Annotated in this window: 21 protein-coding genes and 1 pseudogene; 5 read left to right on the forward strand and 17 right to left on the reverse strand. The window is 70.5% G+C overall.

The window, feature by feature from the left end:
* Window positions 1–391: DUF5753 domain-containing protein (locus ABD811_RS39480; RefSeq protein WP_344958081.1), on the forward strand; the 391-nt coding region annotated here is incomplete at its 5' end.
* 14 nt (window positions 392–405) lie between these two features.
* Entirely contained in the window at window positions 406–624 is a 219-nt protein-coding gene (locus ABD811_RS39485; protein WP_344958083.1) for a DUF397 domain-containing protein, read from the forward strand.
* 170 nt (window positions 625–794) lie between these two features.
* Here the strand turns inward: ABD811_RS39485 and ABD811_RS39490 are convergent, their stop codons facing one another.
* From ABD811_RS39490 to ABD811_RS39525, 8 genes are all read right to left on the reverse strand, one after another.
* Window positions 795–1,463: a hypothetical protein gene (locus ABD811_RS39490; RefSeq protein WP_344958084.1), complete on the reverse strand. Its 669-nt coding sequence runs from the start codon at window positions 1,461–1,463 to the stop codon at window positions 795–797.
* Window positions 1,464–1,564: 101 nt separating this feature from the next.
* Window positions 1,565–2,224: a hypothetical protein gene (locus tag ABD811_RS39495; protein WP_344958086.1), complete on the reverse strand. Its 660-nt coding sequence runs from the start codon at window positions 2,222–2,224 to the stop codon at window positions 1,565–1,567.
* 82 nt (window positions 2,225–2,306) lie between these two features.
* A complete protein-coding gene (locus ABD811_RS39500) occupies window positions 2,307–3,038 on the reverse strand; it encodes a hypothetical protein (protein WP_344958088.1) in 732 nt (243 codons plus the stop codon).
* 72 nt (window positions 3,039–3,110) lie between these two features.
* A complete protein-coding gene (locus ABD811_RS39505) occupies window positions 3,111–3,341 on the reverse strand; it encodes a hypothetical protein (RefSeq protein WP_344958089.1) in 231 nt (76 codons plus the stop codon).
* Between the two features lie 46 nt (window positions 3,342–3,387).
* Window positions 3,388–3,822 carry a hypothetical protein gene (locus ABD811_RS39510; RefSeq protein ID WP_344958091.1) on the reverse strand — a complete coding sequence of 145 codons (435 nt, stop codon included), beginning with the start codon at window positions 3,820–3,822 and terminating at the stop codon, window positions 3,388–3,390.
* A 125-nt stretch (window positions 3,823–3,947) separates the two neighbouring features.
* A complete protein-coding gene (locus ABD811_RS39515) occupies window positions 3,948–4,736 on the reverse strand; it encodes a hypothetical protein (RefSeq protein WP_344958093.1) in 789 nt (262 codons plus the stop codon).
* A 106-nt stretch (window positions 4,737–4,842) separates the two neighbouring features.
* Complete coding sequence (locus ABD811_RS39520) at window positions 4,843–5,571, reverse strand: DUF2786 domain-containing protein (RefSeq protein ID WP_344958096.1); 729 nt, start codon at window positions 5,569–5,571, stop codon at window positions 4,843–4,845.
* Between the two features lie 38 nt (window positions 5,572–5,609).
* Window positions 5,610–6,116: a DUF6011 domain-containing protein gene (locus ABD811_RS39525; protein ID WP_344958098.1), complete on the reverse strand. Its 507-nt coding sequence runs from the start codon at window positions 6,114–6,116 to the stop codon at window positions 5,610–5,612.
* A 206-nt stretch (window positions 6,117–6,322) separates the two neighbouring features.
* On the opposite strand from ABD811_RS39525, the gene ABD811_RS39530 reads away from it, so the two are divergent.
* Window positions 6,323–6,880, forward strand: coding sequence for a hypothetical protein (locus ABD811_RS39530; protein ID WP_344958100.1), 558 nt, complete (start codon window positions 6,323–6,325; stop codon window positions 6,878–6,880).
* 198 nt (window positions 6,881–7,078) lie between these two features.
* Here the strand turns inward: ABD811_RS39530 and ABD811_RS39535 are convergent, their stop codons facing one another.
* On the reverse strand, window positions 7,079–7,375 hold the full coding sequence (locus ABD811_RS39535) for a hypothetical protein (protein WP_344958102.1): 297 nt from the start codon (window positions 7,373–7,375) through the stop codon (window positions 7,079–7,081).
* A gap of 314 nt (window positions 7,376–7,689) precedes the next feature.
* Here ABD811_RS39535 and ABD811_RS39540 point away from each other — a divergent pair, with 314 nt between their 5' ends.
* Window positions 7,690–10,200: a hypothetical protein gene (locus tag ABD811_RS39540; RefSeq protein ID WP_344958104.1), complete on the forward strand. Its 2,511-nt coding sequence runs from the start codon at window positions 7,690–7,692 to the stop codon at window positions 10,198–10,200.
* 2,268 nt (window positions 10,201–12,468) lie between these two features.
* On the opposite strand, the pseudogene ABD811_RS39545 reads toward ABD811_RS39540, so the two are convergent.
* Window positions 12,469–12,651, reverse strand: a pseudogene (locus tag ABD811_RS39545) (carboxyl transferase domain-containing protein); the annotation flags it as partial.
* A 157-nt stretch (window positions 12,652–12,808) separates the two neighbouring features.
* Here ABD811_RS39545 and ABD811_RS39550 point away from each other — a divergent pair.
* A complete protein-coding gene (locus tag ABD811_RS39550) occupies window positions 12,809–13,159 on the forward strand; it encodes a UBP-type zinc finger domain-containing protein (RefSeq protein ID WP_344958106.1) in 351 nt (116 codons plus the stop codon).
* A gap of 57 nt (window positions 13,160–13,216) precedes the next feature.
* On the opposite strand, the gene ABD811_RS39555 is transcribed toward ABD811_RS39550, so the two are convergent.
* From ABD811_RS39555 to iolD, 7 genes are all read right to left on the reverse strand, one after another.
* Window positions 13,217–14,089: a sugar phosphate isomerase/epimerase family protein gene (locus ABD811_RS39555; RefSeq protein ID WP_344958108.1), complete on the reverse strand. Its 873-nt coding sequence runs from the start codon at window positions 14,087–14,089 to the stop codon at window positions 13,217–13,219.
* Window positions 14,086–15,102 (reverse strand): Gfo/Idh/MocA family oxidoreductase, encoded by a 1,017-nt coding sequence (locus tag ABD811_RS39560; RefSeq protein WP_344958110.1) that lies wholly within the window; start codon window positions 15,100–15,102, stop codon window positions 14,086–14,088. The genes ABD811_RS39555 and ABD811_RS39560 overlap by 4 nt, the downstream gene beginning before the upstream one ends.
* 91 nt (window positions 15,103–15,193) lie before the next feature.
* On the reverse strand, window positions 15,194–15,556 hold the full coding sequence (locus ABD811_RS39565; protein ID WP_344958112.1) for a universal stress protein: 363 nt from the start codon (window positions 15,554–15,556) through the stop codon (window positions 15,194–15,196).
* Window positions 15,556–16,977: a sugar porter family MFS transporter gene (locus ABD811_RS39570; RefSeq protein ID WP_344958114.1), complete on the reverse strand. Its 1,422-nt coding sequence runs from the start codon at window positions 16,975–16,977 to the stop codon at window positions 15,556–15,558. Before ABD811_RS39570 ends, ABD811_RS39565 begins: the two co-directional genes overlap by 1 nt.
* A 167-nt stretch (window positions 16,978–17,144) precedes the next feature.
* Window positions 17,145–18,098 (reverse strand): TIM barrel protein, encoded by a 954-nt coding sequence (locus ABD811_RS39575; protein ID WP_344958116.1) that lies wholly within the window; start codon window positions 18,096–18,098, stop codon window positions 17,145–17,147.
* A gap of 28 nt (window positions 18,099–18,126) precedes the next feature.
* A complete protein-coding gene (locus tag ABD811_RS39580; protein ID WP_344958118.1) occupies window positions 18,127–19,626 on the reverse strand; it encodes a CoA-acylating methylmalonate-semialdehyde dehydrogenase in 1,500 nt (499 codons plus the stop codon).
* A complete protein-coding gene (iolD, locus tag ABD811_RS39585; protein ID WP_344958120.1) occupies window positions 19,623–21,524 on the reverse strand; it encodes a 3D-(3,5/4)-trihydroxycyclohexane-1,2-dione acylhydrolase (decyclizing) in 1,902 nt (633 codons plus the stop codon). Before iolD ends, ABD811_RS39580 begins: the two co-directional genes overlap by 4 nt.
* Between the last annotated feature and the right edge of the window lie 4 nt (window positions 21,525–21,528).

Below are 21,528 nucleotides of genomic sequence, written 5' to 3' on the forward strand. Positions count from 1 at the left end.
GGCCCGCCAGGCGATCATCACCCGCATCGAGAACCCACCGCACCTGCACGTCATCCTCGACGAGGCGGTCCTGTCCCGGCCAATCGGCGGACCCGAGGTCCTGCGCGCCCAGATTGACCGGCTCCTAACCGAGGCACGTCGTCCCAACGTGACCATCCAGGTTCTGCCAGCGGCCGTCGGCGCGCACATGGGCCTGGACGGTGCGTTCATCGTGCTGGGCTTCGCCGAGCCGGCGGACCCGCCCGTCGCCTACGTTGAGGGCTTCCACGGAGTCGTCTACTTGGAGAACTCCCAGAAAGTGACGCGATGTAATGTCGCGTTTGAGCGCCTCCGGGAGGTGGCGCTCGATCCGCAGGAATCAGCGGCGTTCATCCGCGCCGCTGCCGACTAGTAAAGGTCCAGTCCATGTCCAGTCCATCCCAGTCGTTCGACCTCTCGCGTGCTGCCTGGCGGAAGAGCTCCCACAGCGGGGACGCGAGCAACACCTGCGTCGAGGTCGCTCAGAACTTGCCCGGCATCGTGGCGGTCCGCGACAGTGTCGACCCCGAAGGGCCCGCGCTGGTCTTCACCCCCGAGGAGTGGAGTGCGTTCACCGCGCAGCTGAAGAAGGGCGGCCTCGCCTGACGGGCGAGCAGTAGGAAGGCCCCCACGTCGCAGGGCGCGGGGGCCTTCTCGCATCCATGTCTAGCGGTCCAGTCCAGAGGAGGATGCGTCGCAGGGTCCAGCGTAACCGCCAAGCCGGACATCCGGGCAGCGGACGAGCCGACCGATGGAGATCGGTCGATTTCGGGACGTTACCGCGCGTCGTCCTGGCCCTGTGCCGGCATCTGGCCGCGGACCTGTGCCAGGGCCTCGCGCAACCGGCTCAGAGAGACCCCGCGCTCCCACGCGGTTCCTCCAGGGACCGCCAGTGCCAGGACGAACCCGAGCAGATCAGGACCGGTGGGCCGGGCGACCAGCTCGCCGGGCTCGACGAACACGGCCCGGCCGTCGCGGACACGCCACATTGCCAGCAGCTCCCGCACGGTCTCGTTCTCATCGACGTCGACGAGCTGGACGTCCATCGTCAGGAACGGCCATGCCGCGGCGATGGTGTCCAGGTCGTCCTGGACCTCTTCTCTGGTCGGCCATTTGCCGATGTTGTAGTTCGAGCAGCCGATGGTGCCGTCCCAGTCGCACCAGCCGTGGCAGCCTCCGATCCAGCTGCTGATGATCTGGTGGTTGTGCAGGTAGGCCAGGTCCAGGCAGCCCAACTCGGCGTAGACGTCCCTGGCCTCGCGCCAGATGGGCTGGCCGTGGCGGTCGAGCGGGATGCCGTAGGCGGCGGCGACCTGCTGGTTCCACTCCTGGTCGTTGGCCCACAGGATCGGGCTGTGGGTGCGGATGATGATCTCGTTGGCCTGCTCGCGGGTCACAGGGTCTCCGGTGACCAGCAGCCGGGGCCACTTGGGCAGTTCCGACACGGGTCTCCTCAGGGGGTTGAAGCTGGGTCTGTGGGGCCGGGGTGCAAGGGGAGATCTGGATAAGGCCCGGCCCCACAGACGTCTGGAGGTCAGCGGTCGTCCTACGCGCCGAGCTGTTCGGCGACGCTTTCCAATGCCTGCTCTGCGGTGAGGTCGCCCGCGCGCCAGCGTGCGATGGCGTCGCCGATCGCCTCGAAGGAGGTGGCGAGCTGACCGTAGTCGATCGGCTGGCCGGATGTGTGGTCGTGGATGCGCAGCCACATGTCGGCCATGTCGCGGAGCTGCTGGACGCTGTGGGTGTCGAGGTAGGCGAATGCGGCCTGGGTGTCGAGCGGGAGGTCGATGCCGATCTGCATGTGGCGGGCGGTGCCGCCCAGGGGCGGTGCTTCGCCGACCGTCACGTTGACGTCGTCATCCAGGGTGCTGATCTCGGTCTGGGGGAGGTGCCCGGTGCCCGGCTCGCTGGCGCCCTGGTCGCGGGCTGCTTCCAGCGTGTTGGGCGCCAGCTCGGCCAGCACCGCGTCCAGGTCCTCCCCGCAGCAGGTCCGGTCGATGATGCGTTCCACCGTGGCCAGGGGCACGCCGGGGATCTTGGCCAGTGCGTGCCGGTATGCCTTTACGACGTCCGCCCAGGGCCAGGCGCCGTGCTGGATGCTGTGGCGGTGGAGGCGGTCGTCGGTGGCGTTGTCCATCATCCGCAGCGTGGCCAGCAGCTGCGCCGCGACCTGGCGGGCGGTGAAGGTCTGGCGAGGGTCGGACATCGTGACTCCTGGGTGTACGGGTGGTGGTTCTGATGATGGTGGGCTGGGGCAGCCCCCGGCGGCCGGGGGCTGCCCCCGGGGGCTAGCCGGACTGGACGAGGCGGCGGCAGGTGATGTGCGGGCAGACGTAGCCGTGGGCGATGCGTCCGGCGGCGCTCCAGCGCTCGAAGCGGATCGCGTCGGCCGCCGGGGTCGTGCACTGGCACCAGTGCTCGGGGAAGGCCATGTCGTGGTCGGCTGTCAGGGTCACGTGCTCGGGGGTGCCGAGGGCTTCCCCGATCGCGTCGGCCCGCTTCTCCTCAGGTCCGTCGAGCGCGATGGCGGCGAGGAACTTCGGTGTCTGCGTGGCCTCGCGGGGCCAGGAGCGGCAGGTGACGGTCAGGCTGTTGTAGCTGGCGCCGAGCGGCAGCGCCAGGATCTGGGCCGGGTCGGGCTCGCTGGGGTCGACGGTGCAGCTGACGATCGGGATGTCACGGATACCGATGGCGGTGAACGCCGACTCCAGGGAGGTGTGGTTCTCGCTGCCCTTGCCGGGCCGTTCCAGGGTGTAGGCGGTCTGCTGGGGATGGGTGGCGAGGTGCTCGTCCATCCAGGCGTGCAGGTGGTGGATGACGCGGGCGGCGAGGGCGATCGGGCCACCGACCTCGTAGACGTGCTGGTGGAACCCGTCGTCCTCGGCCGTGCACAGGACCTCGACGCATCGGCAGATCTGGGAGGTCTCGAATGCCGAGGCGGTGCTCTGCTGGGCGAAGTCGCCGAGGTGGTAGTCGCAGCGGATGCGGTTGGCGGGGGTGCTGTGGGGGGTGGTGGCCATGCGGTCCTCCCTCGGGCTGTGGTGGGCGGGCCGGGGCGGGGCGGCCGGGTGTGGTCGCCCCGCCCCGGCGGGTCAGTTCGGGTTGGGGATGCCGATGATCGCGATGCCGTGGCGGACGGCGGTGGTCATCGCGCGCAGCGCCTGCGAGCGCGTGTAGCCGTGGGCCATGAGGATCTTGGCGGCCTCCGGCGCGCGGGTGCGCTCCCGGAGCAGCAGCTCGTAGGGGCCGGCGATCGGCGCGGTGAGGGTGTAGCGGTAGGTCTGGGGGGAGTGGCCGTGGCTGGTGATCGTCAGGATGGTCACCGGTTCTCCTCCTTGCTGCCATCGTCCTTATGTCTCTAAGTTTGGCCTAATTCAGAGACATTGTCAAGTCGGATGGCTCCTCCTCCACGTCCACCCGGCGGCCGGTCCGCGACATCGACTCCCGTCGCACCTGCCTGAGCCTGTAGGTCTGGTCCTCCAGGTCGGCGATCCGGTAACGGCCCTTCGTCTCTTCCAGCACCACGTACTCGTTGCCCCGCTCGTAGTCGATCGAGCCGTGGTAGACGACCACGTCACCCGGCTGCAGGGGCGACCGGTCCCGGTCCAACAGCCGTGCCCCGGCCGTCCGTCCCTCTGGGGTGAGGAACCACCTGGAGGGGTTGTCGAGATCGTGGACCGCCAGGCCGCGGCGGACGAGGGCCTGCGTGGTCGCGGCCCGGCAGGACAGGTAGCAGCCGTCGGTGCCGACCGCGGCGATCAGAGCGGCGCGCATCGCGGGCGAGAGGGAGGCGGTTGTGGCCATGGGGAGGTCTCCTTCAACAGGGGAAGGGGGGCGGACGGAACGGCGGGCGGTCGCCGCCAGTGCCCCGGCGTCTTTCCTCGGGGCACTGGCGGCGGTACCGGTTGGGGCTGCGGACTTGAAGCCTGTTACTGGTCGCCCCAGTAGTCGTCGGTGGGCAGGTGCCTGCGCACGATCTCAATCAGCTCCTGCTGGTCGTCAACGAGGTAGGCGGGGTCGATTTGCTCCACGGCCTGCCGCAGCAGCACGCGGGCCTGGGCGAGCGTGAGGCCGTACAGCTCCTGGCCCTTCAGGGCGAGGAGCGTGGTGTCGGTGACCTCGGCCCACGCCTCGGGGCGCGTGGGGTCCCAGCCGATGCGCGTGCGGGTGCCGTCGATGGTCCCCGCGATGGCCACGGCCGCGTCCTCGTCGAGACCGGTGTCATCGAGGATGTGAACGGTGAGCTCGGCGACCAGCCGGAGGGAGGTGACACGGGTCTGCGGGGACATCGTGGCGGTTGTGCGGGTGTTGTCGTCGCTCATTGCTTCCTCATTTCGATCAGGGGTTGGGTGTGCGGGTTGGTCGATGACGATCAGCGGGGTGTCGTCGTCACTGGTGCGGATTTCGGCGGTCAGGGTGACCTCCTGCGGGCCGAGCTCGGTGTTCCCGAGGGGCACGCGGTGCACGGTCACCGGGGTCACGCCCTGCCGCTGGGCGGTGCGCAGGGCGCGGGAGGTCATCCAGACCAGGTCGTACAGGCGGCCGTCCTCGTCCCCTCCGGGGGTGTCGGCCGGCCATCGGACGCAGTCGTTCCATGCGGCCGCCGTCAGCACGACCGGGAAGTTGAGTCCGGCGTCGGCGGTCAGACGCGCCGGGACGGCGGCGTGGGTGCCGCTCGGCAGGGGGGTGCCGGTCGGCGGGCGGGCGATGATCTTCACGGTGATTCCTTTCGCAGGGCGGGCCGGTCGCGGCCCGTGCGGGGAAGGGGAGTGGCGGTGCGGGGGCGCCCCGGGCGGGCGGGCGCCGGGGCGCCCCCGGGTCGGGTCAGCGGCCCAGGGTTCCGCGGGGTCGGCGGCCGCCGACCTTCGGCTGGCCGATGTCGGCGCGTTCCCCTGCGGTCCGGCCGTCGTGGTAGCCGGAGCCGGTGTAGGTGGTCTTCTTCTTCTTGCCGGGCAGCGGGTAGTAGTCCTCCAGCAGGCGGCGAGCCACGGCCGCGCGGTCGGCCAGCACCAGCTCGGCCTTGCCTCCGCTGTCCCGGTGCGCCTGCGCCGCGGCGCGGTCCTCGATGACCTTCACGCGCCCGACGACCGTGGTGCTGAATCCCAGGAGGAAGGATCGGCGCCAAGCGCGGGGGCTGCGGGTGTTCGGCGGGACGGTGGCCGCGGCCAGGGCGTTGGTCATCTGGACGACCAGGGAGTTGTACAGCATCTCCGAGCGCCGCAGGTCGCTGTCGTAGCCGAAGATGTGGACGGTGACCCAGCCCTTACCGCCGCTGGGCAGCAGGACGACCTCGCAGCGCAGCGCCTGGGCGAGCCAGCCGCACAGCTGGGCCTTCTCCATGGCCCACGGCCGACGACAAGTGATCTTGTGGTCGCTGGCCTTGTTGGCGCCCGGCTCGCCCTGCGGGATCATGGCCTGGTCGATGCCGTACTTGGCGATCAGCTCGGTGGCCTTGGCGGTGTACGCCTCGGCCTCCTCGGCGTTGTCGGTGCCCTCGGCCTTGCGCAGCAGCGCGCTGATCTTCTCCAGCAGGGAGTCGCTGACCTTGGTCATCGTGTTTCTTCCTTTTATCCGGGGGGTGTGTGGTGGTCTCAGGCGGCGGCCAGGCCGATGCCGGCGGAGGCCGGGGGCGGCCCGAGCGGGATGGGGCGGCGCATGGTGTGCCGGTTCGCCGCGTGAGGGGTCTGGGTGGCAGCGGCCGGGACGGGCGCGGGGGCGGGCACGGGTGCGGGGGTGGTGCTGCGGGGGGTGTAGGTGGCGGCGAGGATCGCTGCGGCGATGCGGTGGTGGCATAGGTGCTTGCCGCGCAGTCCGGCCATGCAGGTGCAGGCGTTGGGGTGAGTGAGGTAGGTGTCGCCGCTGCTGCCGGTGGTCCAGAAGACCTGGCCGCGCAGGCGGACGATGCCGCCCGCCTCAATCAGCTCCTCCGCCTTGGCGACCAGCCGGGGCTTGTCGGCGAAGGCGGTCGTGGCGAGGAAGCGGGTGGCGGCACGGATGAGGGTTCGGCAGTGGGAGCCGTAGTGGCGGGCGATGCTGGCGGCGGAGGTCAGCGGACGCGCGCAGCGGTGGCAGTGCGCGGTGCTGGTGGTGTGCTGCATCGTGGCTCCCTTCGGCGTCGCTATGTCTCAAAGTTTGGCCTAATTCAGTGTCTAAGTCAATCCGCTAGGCCAAAGATGCGGGCCATCTCGCGATATGTGCCGCGTGGTCGAGTCGGGTCGCGAACCTTGGTCGCGAGGCTTGACATAGTCTCTCAAGTAGGCCAAACTTAAAGACATAAGCGAACGGCACTACCACGGAGGAACCGATGACCATCACCTACGTCGCCACCAAGACCGGCAAGCGCAAGCACCCCACCCGCCCCGACGGCACCGTCCCCTGCGAGGCCAACGCCACCATCCCGGCCGAGGGCGAGCGGGCCGACCTGCCCGTCTGCGGCACCTGCACCGCGATCCTCGCCGAGGAGGCCACGGACCAGACCGCGCCCGAGCCGGAGGCGAAGGAGGCGGCGGACGAGGCGCAGGCGGTCGTCGAGGGCGACGCCACGCTGCGGCTGCGGGTCGGGCTGCGGATGCTGAACTTCCTGGCCGGGCGGCTGGACGGTGAGCGGGACGCCGGTCTGCTGGCCGACATCGGCGCCGCCGAGGTCCGCAAGGCGGGGGCGGGGGCCAACGCCTACGTCACCACCACCCTGGAGGGTGCGCGGGCGCTGCTGGGGGCGGTGGGGGACCTGTACGCGGACATGCAGGCCAAGAAGGTCCGCACCACCCAGACCGGGTTCCGCGCCCGCGTGCTGACCGCGCTGGCGGCCGACATCAAGACCGCGATCGAGAGCGCGTCCGGTGTGGAGGCGGACGCGGCATGACGGTGGCGGGTGGGCGGCGGGGCGCGCCGCCCGCTCCCTCGCTTCGGGGGGCGCCCGCCGGGCCGGCGCGCGGCGCGGCCATGCACCCGAAAGGGGGCAACCTCAGGTTGCCCCCTTTCTCGCTGCCGGGCGGGTACGCCGTGCCGTCCGTGCCTGGCCGCGCGCCAGGGCGCTCAGGGGCCCCTGGAGTGGCGGGCGTCAGGCGCCGAGACGGCCGCGGATCTGGGTGTCGCCCTTGGTGTCGACCGTGGCGATGTCGAGCCAGATCATCCGGCCGCAGCCAGAGCGGCGGGTGCCCTCGATGTCGCCGAACCGGCGGGAGCGGCCGAGGTGGGTCCCGTGGCAGTGCGGGCAGCGGTAGGAGAGCCACCACAGGCGGCGCCGTCCGGTCGGCGCATAGACGGAGGCGGTCGCCCGGGGCTGGCCGTAGTCGAGGGTGAGCTGGACCCCGGAGTCGCGGGAGCGGGGCCGGGTCAGGGTGAGGTGCCGTGCCATGGCGGTCTCCCATGTCGGTGAAGTGGGTTGCAGCTTAGGCCAAATCGTGGACGGGTGAAGCGGGCGAACCGGGGTGGCTGGGGCGGTGCCCTGTGGCATGACTGCGAGAACAGATGGCGGGTGACAATCTGTAATGAGTACTTGCGATACGTACTCACTACGGGCATGATGCCCGCTGCGTCCTCTGAAAGGCCGGTCTTGCGGGCGATTCCGTGCACATGCCCCTCGCGTGGCACACGTGCTATGGTCCTCGTGTTAGGCCAAATTGAAGAACGATATGGATGTCACCACCCGTACCCCCGCGGGAGCCGCACATGACCCACAGCACCACACGCCCCACCCGCACGACGGTGTACCAGTACGCGGTGATCAAGTCGCAGCTGCCCGACGCGGTCATCGAGGAGATGCGGCGCGCGCATGACTGCCACAACGCCCTCGTCGAGATCGAGCACCGCCACGAGCAGCGCATCGCCGACGCCTACGCCGCCCACCCCGACATCGCCTCCGCGCTCAAGCGGCTGGAGGACGCCACCGCCGCCGTCGAGGCGGCCGAGAAGGCGGCCGCCGCCGAGCGGCAGGCCAAGCGCAGCCAGAAGGTCGCCACCGAGACCGCCGAGGCGGTCAAGGCCGCGCGCGCCCACCGCAAGGAGGCGGCCGCCCGGGTGAAGGAGCTGAAGCGGCGGCTGCGCAACAGCCCCGAGGTCAAGCCGTTGCTGCGAGAGGCCGACGCGCAGCGGCGCGCGGAGATCAAGCGCACCTACGCCACGTTCACCAACGGTGGCCTGTTCTGGGCCTCCTACAACGAAGCCCTGAGCAACTTTCAGGCCGCCGTGAAGCGGGTGCAGTCCGACCGCAGGGACGGCCGCCCGGCCGGGCTGCGGTTCCGCCGCTGGGACGGCTCGGGCACGATCGCGGTCCAGCTGCAGCGCGCCTCCGGCGACCGCGTCACCATCGCCTGGTCCATGACCCGGCGTCCCGCCGCCGGCACCGGCGGCGGCGAGCCGGAGCGCCCCCCGGTGCCGGTGACCCTCGACGGTCAGGGCGACGTGAAGACCGCCCTGACCGTCAAGGACACTCCCAGCGGCCTGGCGTACACCGCTGAGATTTTCAACCGCGGTACCGAGAGCGCGCACGTCGCCTGGACGGCCGACCTGCGGAAGGCCCTGGAGTACGCCGACTACAACGGCGACGTCACGGTCACCGGGTCCGGCGGCGCGACGGCGATCTTCGATGCCCAGGCCGGGACGCTGCACTGGGAGGGCGAGCTCGCCGGAGGAGACCCCTACCGGTCTCCGCAGGTGCTGGCGGCTCCCACCGGCAAGTGGCGCAACGTCGCGCGGATTCTTCCTGCCTCTGTGCTCGGTGACGAGGAGCGCGTGACGGTTCACCGGGGCCGCAAGCGCTCCTGGGACGGGATCATCGAAATGCGGATCGGGTCCGGTGCCTACCGAAACCCCGACGCCTATGCCATCGACACCGCCGAGGACTGGCTGCGCCAAGAGGGCGCGGCCCTGATCGCCGAGCGCTCGGGGTCGGAGGTCGTTGCCCGGCACGCCCGCCTCCTGCTGCTCACTCTGGCCCAGCAGGCCGACGAGACCCGTCTCAAGGGCAAGAACTACATGGGCACCTCGCGGGCGAAGATCACCAAGCAGATCGGGCTCACCGCCGAGGAGTTGGACGCCGCCGCGAAGGTGCTGGTCCGCCTGGAGAAGGTGAGCGACCTGGGCGACAGGTGGCTGCTGAACGGCGTCACCCATCAGCAACTGGTACGGCTGCCCGTGGTCATCCACCGGCCGATTCCCGAGGACGCGGACGTGTCCATGCTGCTGCTCACCCGTCAGCGCGTCGGCGCCACCTGGAAGGCGTTCGTCTCCGTCGTCGCCAACGTCCCCGCTCCCGAGCCCCGCACCGAGGGGCCGCTGGCGGCCCTGCACCTGGGCTGGCGCAAGCTTTCCGATGGAGCGATCCGCGCCGGTGTCGTGGTCGGCGTCCCCACCACCCCGGGCGGCGATCCGGACCTGAAGTCCTGGCTGCGGGTCCACGAGACCTGGGCGGAGATCGTGGTCCCCGATGACTGGCAGAAGTCCTGGGCCCACTACGACAGCTTGCGGTCCATCCGCGACCGCAACATCGAACAGCTGCGGGCCTGGCTGCTGGAGCGGTTCACCGAGCACCCGTGGCTGCGGGAGGTCCTCGACCCGGAGGGCACGCTGCGGCAGTGGCGGTCGCCGGGCCGGTTCGCCGCCCTCGCCCTGTCCATGTACCACCGGCCCGAGGGCAGCGAGCGGCGCGTACCCACCCCGTCGCCCGACGTGCCGGGCGCCGACTCCCAGGTGTGGGAGAAGGTCGCCCGCCACCTGGAGGAGTGGCGCTACCAGGACAAACACCTGTGGACCTGGGAGGCGCACGGGCGCCGCAAACTCGTCGCTCGCCGCAAGTCGGCCTACCGGCAGATCGCCGCGTGGCTGACCCACGAGACCGCGCTCGTCGCGGTCGACGAATGGAGCGTCCGCGACGTCTCCAGGAAGCCGCGCGCCGAGGACGGTGATGACCCCCAGATGCGGGCGGCGCGCGTGAACCGCCAGTTCGCCAGCCCCGGTCTGCTGCGGCAGTTCGTCCGCAACGCCGCCGAGGCCCGCGGTGTCACGGTCACCGCGCCCAAGCTCACCGGCCCGGCCGTCCACCACGCCTGCGGCGGCAGGCTCGATGCCGACGAACGGGTCGCCGGGATCATGGTGTGGTGCCCGAGCTGCTCGCGGATGGTCGATCAGGACGTCACCACCGCCCGCAGGCTCGCGGAGGCCGCCAAGACCTCCGCCGGCTGAACGGCCCAGACCCCCACTTTCAGCCCGGCCAGCCAGCTTCCCTCGGGGGCCGCCCTCGGCAGGGACCCGATCCTTGACAACAGAACATCGCAACCCACACAGCCCTGGCAGGGGCCTCATACCTGCAACTCCCCTCCAATAGGAGCCGCTTCACGCCCGAGCGGGGGCCTCATGCCCGCCGACCCTCGTCCACGCATCGACATGGGCAGCGCGGGAGACAAAGGCTGCGGGCGGCATTCAGCGAAGCCTGGGCGGGGGCGTCATACCCGCCACTATGGAGCGGGGAGGTGGTCGGCCTACCAGGCCGCGCGGAGGTTTCAGGAGGCCGCCGCGGCGGACGCTCACATTCCGCGCTGCCGAGCCGTCGAAGCAGGATCCGCGGGTCATCCCGTCGCGGAGGCATGTATGTGCTCCTCACGGACAGATCATCACGCCTGCGCGGGGGCTCCTACCCGCGACCTCTCGATGCCCTGGCGGACAGCCCGGCGGGCGGACGGCCAGGAGGCGATGATCGCGCCCGAGCGGGGGAATCCCACCCGTGACAACAATCTGATGGTGGTCCATACCCGCGATGACGATCCCGTGCAGGACCGTGCCGACCTGGCGACGCTTGAGCGGAGGATTGATATCCGCGACAGGGTTGGGGCGAAGACAGAACAGCGCCCCAGCAGGGGCCTCGTTCCTGCGACATCATGCTCGAGCACCACACAGCCGGTTTCCGCGCTGACGCCTGAGCGGGAGGCCAGATATCCCGCGACCATTGGTTCATATTCTTCATGTCGGCGACAACCGAGTGGTAGGCATCATGTCCTGTGATCACCACTCGGTCACCTGACGGGATGGCCGGTACAGGCCAAAGCCTGAACGGGAGGCCGCATACCCGCGATGCTGTTCGCGGTCGTGAGTCCGAGCGGGGACCTCAGGCTGCGCTTGCCGCGATCTTGATCACGGGGAGGTGATGCTCTAGCGGAGGCTCTATATCCGCGACCTGGAGATGCGGCAGGTCGGACAGTCGCCTGTGGGCCCGGATCCCGCGACAGCGAAGGACTTACCGAGACAACTCCCGAGCAGGGGACTCATTCCTGCGACATGTGGTAAAAACTCATGATTTCCCGCGCAGGGGATTCATACCTGCGACATGTGGGTGCTGCCCGAGAAGGTCATGGATATCATTGCCTGGCCGCGGTAGCGCCTGCGCGGAGGATTCGTATCCGCGACCTGACACGGGATAAGCCAGTAGATGTTCGAGCGGGAACCTCATCCCCGCGATCGGAAGCCCTGTCTAAATGGTCTTGAGGTCGCTGCTGCGCCTGAACGGAGGCGTCGTATCCGTGGCATAGGAAACGGCTGACGACGTGCTGGTGCGGGGGCTTGATGCCAACGACGAGGGTGTGCAATTTCCACCAGTCGTGTCGGTCATCTCCAGCTAGCCGCCGCATGGTGGCCGCCAGGCGGTAACGTCCAAGCGGGGGCTGCGTACCCGCGATCCTTGCTCTTGCTCCTTCCGGACGTACATCCCGAGCAGGGGGTGACCCTGCGACCGGAGAATGGTGTCCCCGTTGCCCAGGCAGGGCCGTGGTCGCTGCCGCGCAACACCGTGGTTCACCCGTTCGAGCGTTGGGCCGTGTTCGCTGTGACGCCCGGGCGGGGGCTTGGTACCCGCTGACGGCGTTTCGTTCGGTTGGCTTGTGGTGGGGCTCGATGCCCGCACGGGGGCTTGGTATCCGTGACTTCATCGAAGGTGTTGGTGCCTGCTCTGCGTCGCCGCTGGTAGCGGGAATGTCCGGCTTGTGGTGGTCTGCGGCCGGCGTGGGAGATATTTGGGAGATGATCAAGGTGTTGGTGTGCATTCAGGGGAACTCGCGGGTGTTCGGCTGGCGCAGGGCATGACAGGTAGTGACTTGTCTTGACTTGTAACGGCGCGTCGTTGCTGGTCATAGCCAGGTGGGGGCGTCGGTGGGTTCAGGTGTGGGCAAAGTTCACACCGAAGAGGTCACTGGTTCGAACCCAGTATCGCCCACCCGGTTCCACCAGCTCAGAAGGTCTCGGAGATCACTCCGGGACCTTTTTTCGATCTTGGTCGCTCTCGGGAGCCAAACGGGGAGCCACCGTCACCGGACCGACACCGACTTCTCGTCGCCGAAGACGGCGTTCATGGTCTCGGCACCCTTGGTGATCAACGACCTGGGCTGATGCCGGTACACCTTCTCCGTCACCGCGGTGCCCGCGTGCCCGACGAGATCGGCGATGGTCTCGATGGGCACGCCCCAGGTCCAGCAGCGGGATGACGCCGGACGCCCGGGTGTTGCGCTGGAAGATCCCGCCGTAGCCGGCGAGTGCGGTCACGCCCTCCTGGATGCGCGCGCCCGCGCCGTCGTTGAGGCTCACCAGGGGCGCGCCCGCGGCCTCCACCATGTCCATGATCTTGTGGATCTTGGCGGCGTGCGCCTGGTTGAAGGAGTGGCCGTCCGGGCCGGCGTTGGCCAGGGACACGACGGCGAAGTCGCGTTCGGGCACGATGAGCAACGGGCCCGCAACAGCGTTAGGCTGGGGCCAATGCGCCGGGTGGCGGAACGGGTCCCACGGCGGCGGTACGGAGGAGGCGCGGATGGAAGGCATCGATCCCGCGGTGCCGCCCAGCGGCACGGGCTGTGCCGACTGCGAAACCGCGACCCCGCCGGGCTGGTGGTTCCATCTTCGGCGGTGCGCCCAGTGCGGCCACATCGGGTGCTGTGACTCCTCGCCCAGCCGGCATGCCAGCGCGCACGCGGCGGCTACCGGACACCGGTTCGCGCGAAGCTTCGAGCCGGGCGAGGAATGGTTCTGGGACTACGGCGAGCAGGTGATGTACGAGAGCGGCCCCTCGCTCGCGGCGCCCGCGCACCGTCCGCTGGAGCAGAGCGCGCCAGGGCCCGCCGACCGGGTGCCGGAGGATTGGACACGGCACCTGCACCAGTGAGGGCGACGCCACCGACCGCGGCGCCTTGGCTTGCGGGTGGCCAAGGCGCCGGACTCGTCAGGGCTGGTTCGCCAGTTCCTTGGACACACGTTCGAGCATGAACGACGAGGACTCGCGGGCGCGTTCCTCCCAGGCGAAGACGCAGACCGTGGCGACGCCGTCGAACTTCAGCTCGCGGAGCGTGCTGAAGAAGACGTCCCAGTCGACTTCGCCCTGGCCGATGTCGAGGTGCTGGTGGACGCGCGCCGGGGTGCCGGGCGGGTTGAGGATGTAGCGCAGACCCGAGGAGCCCTTGTGGTTGAAGGAGTCGGCGATGTGCACGTGGGCGAGCTTGTCCCCGGCGTAACGCAGCATCGAGGCGATGTCGGCTCCGGGGTCGTCGCCGGACAGGTGGAAGGTGTGCGGCGCGCAGTACAGGTAGTTCACCCACGGCTTGTTGATGGCCCGGACCAGATCCACGGCCTGGTCGTTGACCTCGCAGAAGTCGTCGGGGTGGGCTTCGAGGTTGAGGGCGATGCCCTCCCGTTCGAAGACGGGCAGCAGCTCCTCCAGCGAGCGCCAGAACGCGGCCTCGCTCTCGGCGGCGCGTTCGGGACGACCGTTGAACTCGGAGTTCATCAGCGTGCACTCCAGTTCGACGGCGACCTCGATCATGCGTTTCCAGTAACGCACGGCGGCCTGCCGTTCGGTTTCGTCCGGGCTGGACCATTTGTAGAGCGGCAGGATGGACGAAAGCTCCACGCCGGTCTCGCGCAGTGCGTTCTTGAGTTCGGCGACCTTCGCGTCGTCGGCGCGCGGATGCAGGAAGAACGGCATGAAGTCGGGCCGGGGCGACAGTTCGATGTGGGAGTAGCCGAGGTCGGCGGCCGTGCGCACCACGTCGGTGAGGGGCAGCGCGCGGAACATGTACGGGTCGAGGGCGATCTTCACTGCTGTGCTCCGGTGTAGAAGGCGGGGCGGGGTTCCATGTCGACGGGCACGATCTCCCGGGTCTTCAGCGCCTCCACGGTGGCGTCGCCGACGGCGGTCGCGGCGTAGCCGTCCCAGGCGTCGGGGCCGGTGGCGGTGCCCTCGGACGCGGCGTCGACCCAGGCCTGGATCTCGGCGTCGAAGGCGTCGCCGAACCGTTCCCGCCAGTCGGTGACGACGGCGGTGCTGTCGCGTGCGTCGCCGCGCACGGCGGGACGGGCGGGGTCGGGCAGACGGGCGGCTCCGGTCTCGCCGACGACCTCGCAGCGGATGTCGTAGCCGTACTGGCAGTTGACGAAGACCTCCACGTCGGCGCGGACGCCGCCGGCGGTCTCGAACAGCATGATCTGCGGGTCCTGGAGGTGCTCGAACCGCCGCCGGGTCGGGCGGGGGGTGAGCACCTGGGCCGAGACGATCTCCTCGGCCAGCAGCCAGCGCAGGACGTCGACCTCGTGGATCGCGGTGTCCAGCATGGCCATCTCGGAGGTGTAGGACACCGGCACCGTGGGGTTGCGGTGGGCGCAGTGCACCATGAGCGGGACGCCGATGTCTCCGGCGTCGACCAGCCGCTTCAGTCGCCGGTATCCGTCGTCGTAGCGGCGCATGAACCCGACCTGGACCAGCCGCCGGCCGTGCGCGATCTCGGCCTGGATGATGCGCAGGCAGTCGGTGGCCGCGGTGGCCAGCGGCTTCTCGCAGAACACCGGCTTGCCCGCCGCGACGGCGGCGAGCACGTGGTCGGCGTGGGTCGGTCCCGACGAGGTGACGAGCACGGCGTGCACGTCCGGGTGGGCGATCACCTCGGTGCCGGAGGCGTGCGCCCGGGCGCCGGTCGCGGCGGCGAGCCGCTCGGCCCGGTCGGTGGCCAGGTCGGCGATCGCGACCACCTCGGCGCCGGTGACGACCGTCGTCAGCCGGCGGATGTGCTCCTGGCCGATCATCCCGGCCCCGATCACTCCGACACGCAGAGACATCGTGGTCCTCCTGTTCGATTCAGTCCGTGGGTTGGCGGTACCGGGAAGCCGGCGGGCGGTGGCGTGCGCGGTGGCCCGCCGGCTCCCGGGTTCAGCGGGCTTGGGCGGGCTTCTTGACGGCCAGCACGGGCACGTCGGCCTCCAGCAGGAGGCGTTGGGACAGGCTGCCGAGCACGAGCTTGCCGACGGGGGTGCGGCGTTTGACCCCTATGACCAGCAGTTCGACGTCGTCCCGGGTCTCCAGCAGCCGCAGCACGTGGTCGCCCACGTCCACGTCCGGTTCGCGTTCGAGCACCGTGGTCCTGACCCCGTCGGTGCCCTCGGGCGACTCGACGGGACCCAGCCGCAGGTCGGCGACGAGCAGTTCGGTGTCACGCCTGCGTGCTTCCAGGGTCGCCGCCGCCAGCGCGATCGCGCCTTCCTCCGAGTCGGTGACCGCCACCATGACCGCCATCAGGAGTACCTCGCTCGCAGTTCGGTCTCCAGCGCTTCCAGGGAGCGCCCGCGCGTCTCGGGCACGCACCGGGCGACGAAGACGATCGCGCCGATGCCGAGCACCCCGAACAGGAAGAACGTGGTGGAGATGGTGATCTGGTCGACCAGCACGGGGAAGCTGAGCCCGACCAGGAAGTTGGTGGTCCACAGCGTCAGGCCCGCCACGCCGAGGCCGAGTCCGCGCAGCTTGAGCGGGAAGATCTCGGCGAGCATCAGCCAGGTCACCGGGGAGATCGCGCCCTGCTGGAAGGCCAGGAAGGTGACCGTCATGGCCAGCACGACGTAGGCGCGTCCCTGCCCCTCGGGCAGCGTGAGGGAGAAGACGCCGATCAGGACCAGGCAGGCGGTGGTGCCGAGCTGCCCGACCAGCAGCATGGGCCGCCGGTCGACCTTGCCGAGCAGGTAGATCCCGACGAACGTGGCGAGCACGGAGATGACGCCATTGGCGATGTTGGCGGTGAGCGCGCTGTCGGCGTCCAGCCCGGCCTCGGTCAGGATGCTGGTGCCGTAGTACATGATCGAGTTGACGCCGGTGATCTGCTGGACGATGGCGATGCCCAGGCCGACCAGGACGAGTCTGCGGATCCACGGGGTGGCCAGGTCGGACCACCGGCCGGTGTTGGCGGCCTTGTCCTCCAGGGCGAGCCGCTTGACCTCGTCGAGTTCGGTCTCGGCGCGCTCGGGGGTGCGCAGCTGGCGCAGCACCCCGAGTGCCTCGGGGAATCGTTCCTTGGACGCCAGCCAGCGCGGGCTCTCGGGCATGACGAGCATGCCGAACCACAGCACCACGGCGGGGATGGAGGCGATCGCGAGCATGTACCGCCACACGTGGCCGGTCTCGCCGAAGGCGTTGCCGATGACCGCGTTGGTGGTGAACGCCAGCAGCTGGCCTGAGACGATCATGAGCTCGTTCTGGGTGACCAGCCGGCCGCGCCGTTCGGCGGGGGAGACCTCGGCCAGGTAGACCGGCACCGTGACGGACGCGCCGCCGACGGCCAGGCCGAGCACGAACCGCGCCATGACCATGACCTCGGTGGTGGGGGCCAGGGCGCAGCCCAGCGCCCCGGCCAGGAAGATCACGGCGAGCGTGAGGATGTTGCGGCGGCGGCCGCGGGCGTCCGACAGCCGCCCGCCGGTGACGGCGCCGAGCGCCGCGCCCAGCAGCAGCGAGCTGGTGACCAGGCCCTCGGTGAACGGGCTCAGGCCCAGGTCGTCCTGCATGTAGGGGAGGGCGCCGTTGATGACGCCGGTGTCGTACCCGAACAGCAGGCCGCCGAAGGTGGCGATGACGGTGACCAGTTTCAGCCGTCGGGTGTGGGGTCCCTTGATGTCGAGCGGGATGGGTGGCGCGCCGGCGGCGCCGCTGTGAACGTGGGACATGGGGTGGTCCTCCGTGGCGGAGAGTCGGGTACCAGTCCCCGCTGATACAAAAGCGCAGGTTATGCGCTGTTCGATGTAGCCGCGTGGGATTGTGCGCGTCGGGCCGGACACCCGGGATGACGAGCGTTCCCGGCCCGCGCGGGGGTGGGAGGGCAGCGGCGCCGCGTTTACCGGATCGCGGGACGGCGGCTGCCGGAGAGCCCATGGCGGGCGAGGTAGGCGCGGGTGCGCTCGGCGATGGGAAGCGGGACGTCCGGGGCGCACGGGTAGAGGTCCTGCTCGACGATCACGAACAGTTCGGCGTCCAGCGTGGACAGCTCGGCGATGACGTCGGCGGGGTTGGGCACCCCCGCCGGGGGCTCGACGCACACGCCGCGCCGGACGGCCTCACCGAAGCCGAGGTTCTCGGCGCGGACCTGGGCGAGCACGTCCGGGTCCATCTGCTTGATGTGCACGTAGCCGACGCGCTCGCCGAAGCGGCGGATCAGGTCGACGGTGTCGCCGCCGCCGTAGGCGACGTGCCCGGTGTCCAGGCACAGGTTGACGTAGCGGGAGTCGGTGCCGTCCAGGAGGCGTTCGATCTCGGGCTGGGTCTGGATGTGGCTGTCGGCGTGCGGGTGGACGACGAGCCGGACGTCGTGCTCCTCCAGCAGGATCTTGCCGAGTTCGTCGGCGGCAGCGGTCAGGGCACGCCACTGGCCCGGGCCGAGGGTGGGCTCCTCGGTGAACTCGCCGGTCTTCTCGTCGCGGAACATCGGCGGGATGAACACCAGGTGGTGCGCGCCGACGGCGGCGGTCAGCTCGGCGACGCGGCCGACCTCGGCGAGCATCGCGTCCCACTCGTGCGGGCGGTGCAGGGCGCCGAAGGTGGTGCCACCGGAGACGTTCAGGCCGCGGGCACCGACCTCTTCGGCCAGGCGCTGGGGATCGGTGGGCAGGTAGCCGTAGGGGCCGAGTTCCAGCCACTTGTATCCGGCCTGCGCGAGCTCGTCCAGGAAGCGGGTGAAGTGCACCTGGCGTTCGTCTTCGGGGAACCAGACGCCCCAGGAGTCGGGGGCCGAGCCCAGGCACAGGTTCCCCACCACGGCGCGGGCGGGATCGACGCCGGAGATCGTCGTCATCGGTTGGTCCTTTCCGGAGGGGCGGGGCTCAGCCCGCGGTGGGGAAGCTGAAGGCGGCGGGGGACGCGGCGGTGTTCGTGTGCGGCCACCGGGTGGTGATGACCTTCGGGCGGGTGTAGAACCGCACGCCCTCGGGCCCGTGGATCGGGCTGTCACCGATCAGCGAGTCCTTCCAGCCGCCGAAGGAGTAGTAGGACATCGGCACCGGGATCGGCACGTTCACGCCGACCATGCCGACGTTCACCGCGCGCTGGAACCGGCGCGCCGCGCCGCCGTCCGCGGTGAAGATCGCGGTGCCGTTCCCGTACGGGTTGGCGTTGATCAGCGCGATGGCCTCGTCCAGCGTGGCGGCGCGGACGACGGCCAGCACCGGGCCGAACAGCTCCTCGCGGTAGGCGTCCATGGCGGGGGTGACGTTGTCGAGCACCGAGGGGCCGACGAAGAAGCCGTCCTCGTGGCCGTCCACCTTCAGCCCGCGCCCGTCGACGACCACGGTGGCGCCCTGCGCGGCCGCCGCACCGACCGCGGCCTCGATCCGCTCCCGCGCCGCCTGGGTGATCAGCGGCCCCATGTCGGTGTCCGGATCGTTCCCGGGGCCCACCCGGATGGCGCGGGCGCGGTGTTCGAGGACGGCGACCAGCGCGTCGGCGGCGTCCCCGACGGCGACGGCGACCGAGACCGCCATGCAGCGTTCCCCGGCCGAGCCGAACGCGGCGGCGGTGAGCTGGTCGGCGGCGAAGTCCAGGTCCGCGTCCGGCAGCACGACGGCGTGGTTCTTGGCGCCGCCCAGCGCCTGCACGCGCTTGCCCGCCGCCGTGGCGCGCTGGTGCACGTACCGGGCGATCGGGGTGGACCCGACGAACGACACCGCGGCGATCCCGGGGTGGTCGAGGACGGCGTCCACCGCCTCCCTGTCGCCGTGGACGACGTTGAACACCCCGTCGGGCAGGCCCGCCTCGGCGTACAGGCGGGCGATCAGCGTGGACGCCGACGGGTCGCGTTCGCTGGGCTTGAGCACGAAGGTGTTGCCGGTGGCGATGGCGATCGGGTGCATCCACAGCGGCACCATGACCGGGAAGTTGAACGGGGTGATGCCCGCGCACACGCCCAGCGGCTGCCGCAGGGTGTGCACGTCGACCCCGCGTGACACCTGGTCGGAGTGGCCGCCCTTGAGCTCCTGGGCGATGCCGCAGGCGTACTCGACGACCTCCCGGCCGCGGACGATCTCGCCCCGGGCGTCGTCGATCACCTTGCCGTGCTCGGCCGAGACGAGCTCGGCGAGCTCGTCCTCGTGCCGGACCAGCAGCTCCCGGAAGGCGAACATGATCCGCGTGCGCTGGGACAGGGAGGAGTCCCGCCAGGCGTCGAACGCCGCGCCGGCGGCGGACACCGCCGCGTCGACGTCGGCGGGCGCGGCCAGCGGCACCCGCGCCTGCTCCCGCCCGGTGGCCGGGTTCCACACCGGCGCCGACCGGGTGGACGTGCCCGGCGCGGGCGAGCCGTTGATCCAGTGGTCGATGGTCTTCACGTCGTCTCCTCGGAGGGCGGTGTCAGGTAGTGCCGCTGGGCCTGCTTGGCCGCGGCGTAGGACTCGTAGGCCGCGCGGGTGCTCTCCAGCTGCGACACCTGGCTGACCGGCACGTCCCACCAGCCGGAACTCGGCGGGTTGGGGCCGAACAGGTCGGTCTCCACGTGCACCACGGTGGTGCGGTCGGCGGCCCTGGCCTTGACGATCGCGGCGCGGAACTCCTCGACGCCGTCGGCCCGGATGACGTCGGCGCCGAGGCCGGCCGCGTTGGCCGCCAGGTCCACGGGCAGAACATCGCCGTCGAGCAGGCCGCTGCCCGGCTCGCGGTAGCGGTACGAGGTGCCGAAACGCTGCGAGCCGAGGGACTCCGAGAGGGACCCGATCGAGGCGAACCCGTGGTTCTGCACCACGATGATGATCACCTTGACGCCCTCGGCGACCATGGTGACGATCTCCTGCGCCATCATCAGGTAGGACCCGTCGCCCACCAGGACGAACACCTCGCGGTCGGGGGCGGCCATCTTGGCGCCGAGACCCGCGGCGACCTCGTAGCCCATGCAGGAGTAGGCGTACTCGACGTGGTAGGCCTTCGGATCGCGGGCGCGCCACAGCATCTGCAGGTCGCCGGGCATGCTCCCGGCCGCGTTGATCACCACGTCCCGGTCGTCGGCCAGCTCGTTGAGCGCGCCGAGGATCTCGGTCTGCGCCGGCAGCGGGCCGTGGCCGCGGTGGTAGCACTCCTCGGTCGTGCGCCGCCAGTCCTCGGCCAGCCGCCGAGTGCGCTCCCGGTGGGCGGGGTCGACCTGCCAGCCCGCCAGCTCGGCGGCCAGCGCCTCCAGGCCGCGGCGGGCGTCGGCGACCAGCGGCAGCGCCGAGTGCTTCACCGCGTCCAGCCGCGCCACGTTGAGGTTGACGAACGTGACGTCCGGATCGCCGAACACCGTGTGGCTGGCGGTGGTGAAGTCGCTGTAACGGGTGCCGATGCCGAGCACCACGTCCGCCTCGGCCGCCAGCGCGTTGGCCGCGGCGGTGCCGGTGGCGCCGATGCCGCCCACCGCGCACGGGTGGTCCCAGGGGACGGCGCCCTTGCCCGCGTGGGTGTCGGCGACCGGGATCCCCGTCGCCTCGGCGAACCGGCGCAACTGCTCAGTGGCCTCGGAGTACACCACCCCGCCGCCCGCCACGATGAGCGGACGCCGCGCCGAGCGCAGCAGCGCCGCCGCCCGCCTGATCGCCTCCGGGTCGGGCATCGGACGGGGCACCTCCCACACCCGGCGCCGGAAGAACTCGGCGGGCCAGTCGTAAGCCTCGGCCTGGACGTCCTGCGGCAGGCACAGCGTGACGGCGCCGGTCTCCGCCGGGTCGGTCAGCACCCGCATCGCGGCGAGCGCGGCGGGGATGAGCTGCTCGGGACGGCTGATCCGGTCGAAGTACTTCGACACCGGTCGGAAGGCGTCGTTCACCGACACGTCCCCGGCCCTGCCGTCCTCCAGTTGCTGCAGCACCGGATCCGGGGCGCGGGTGGCGAACATGTCGCTGGGCAGCAGCAGCACCGGCAGCCGGTTGGTGGTCGCCAGCGCCGCCCCAGTGATCATGTTCGTCGAGCCGGGGCCGGTCGACGCGGTGCAGGCGAAGGTGGCCAGCCGGTTGCGCATCTTGGCGAACGCGGTGGCGGCGTGCACCATGCCCTGCTCGTTGCGCGCCAGATAGTAGGGAAGGTCGGCGTCCTTGGTGTGCACCGATTGCAGCAGCGCCTGGCCGATGCCCGCGACGTTGCCGTGCCCGAAGATGCCCCACACCCCGGGGACGAGCCGCTGCTCGACGCCGTCGCGCGTACTCCACTGGCCGGCCAGGAAACGTACGAGCGCCTGCGCCGTGGTGAGCCTGATCGTGTCCATCGGC

It is taken from the genome of Actinomadura miaoliensis (genome assembly GCF_039536785.1).
Taxonomy (GTDB): Bacteria; Actinomycetota; Actinomycetes; order Streptosporangiales; family Streptosporangiaceae; genus Spirillospora; species Spirillospora miaoliensis.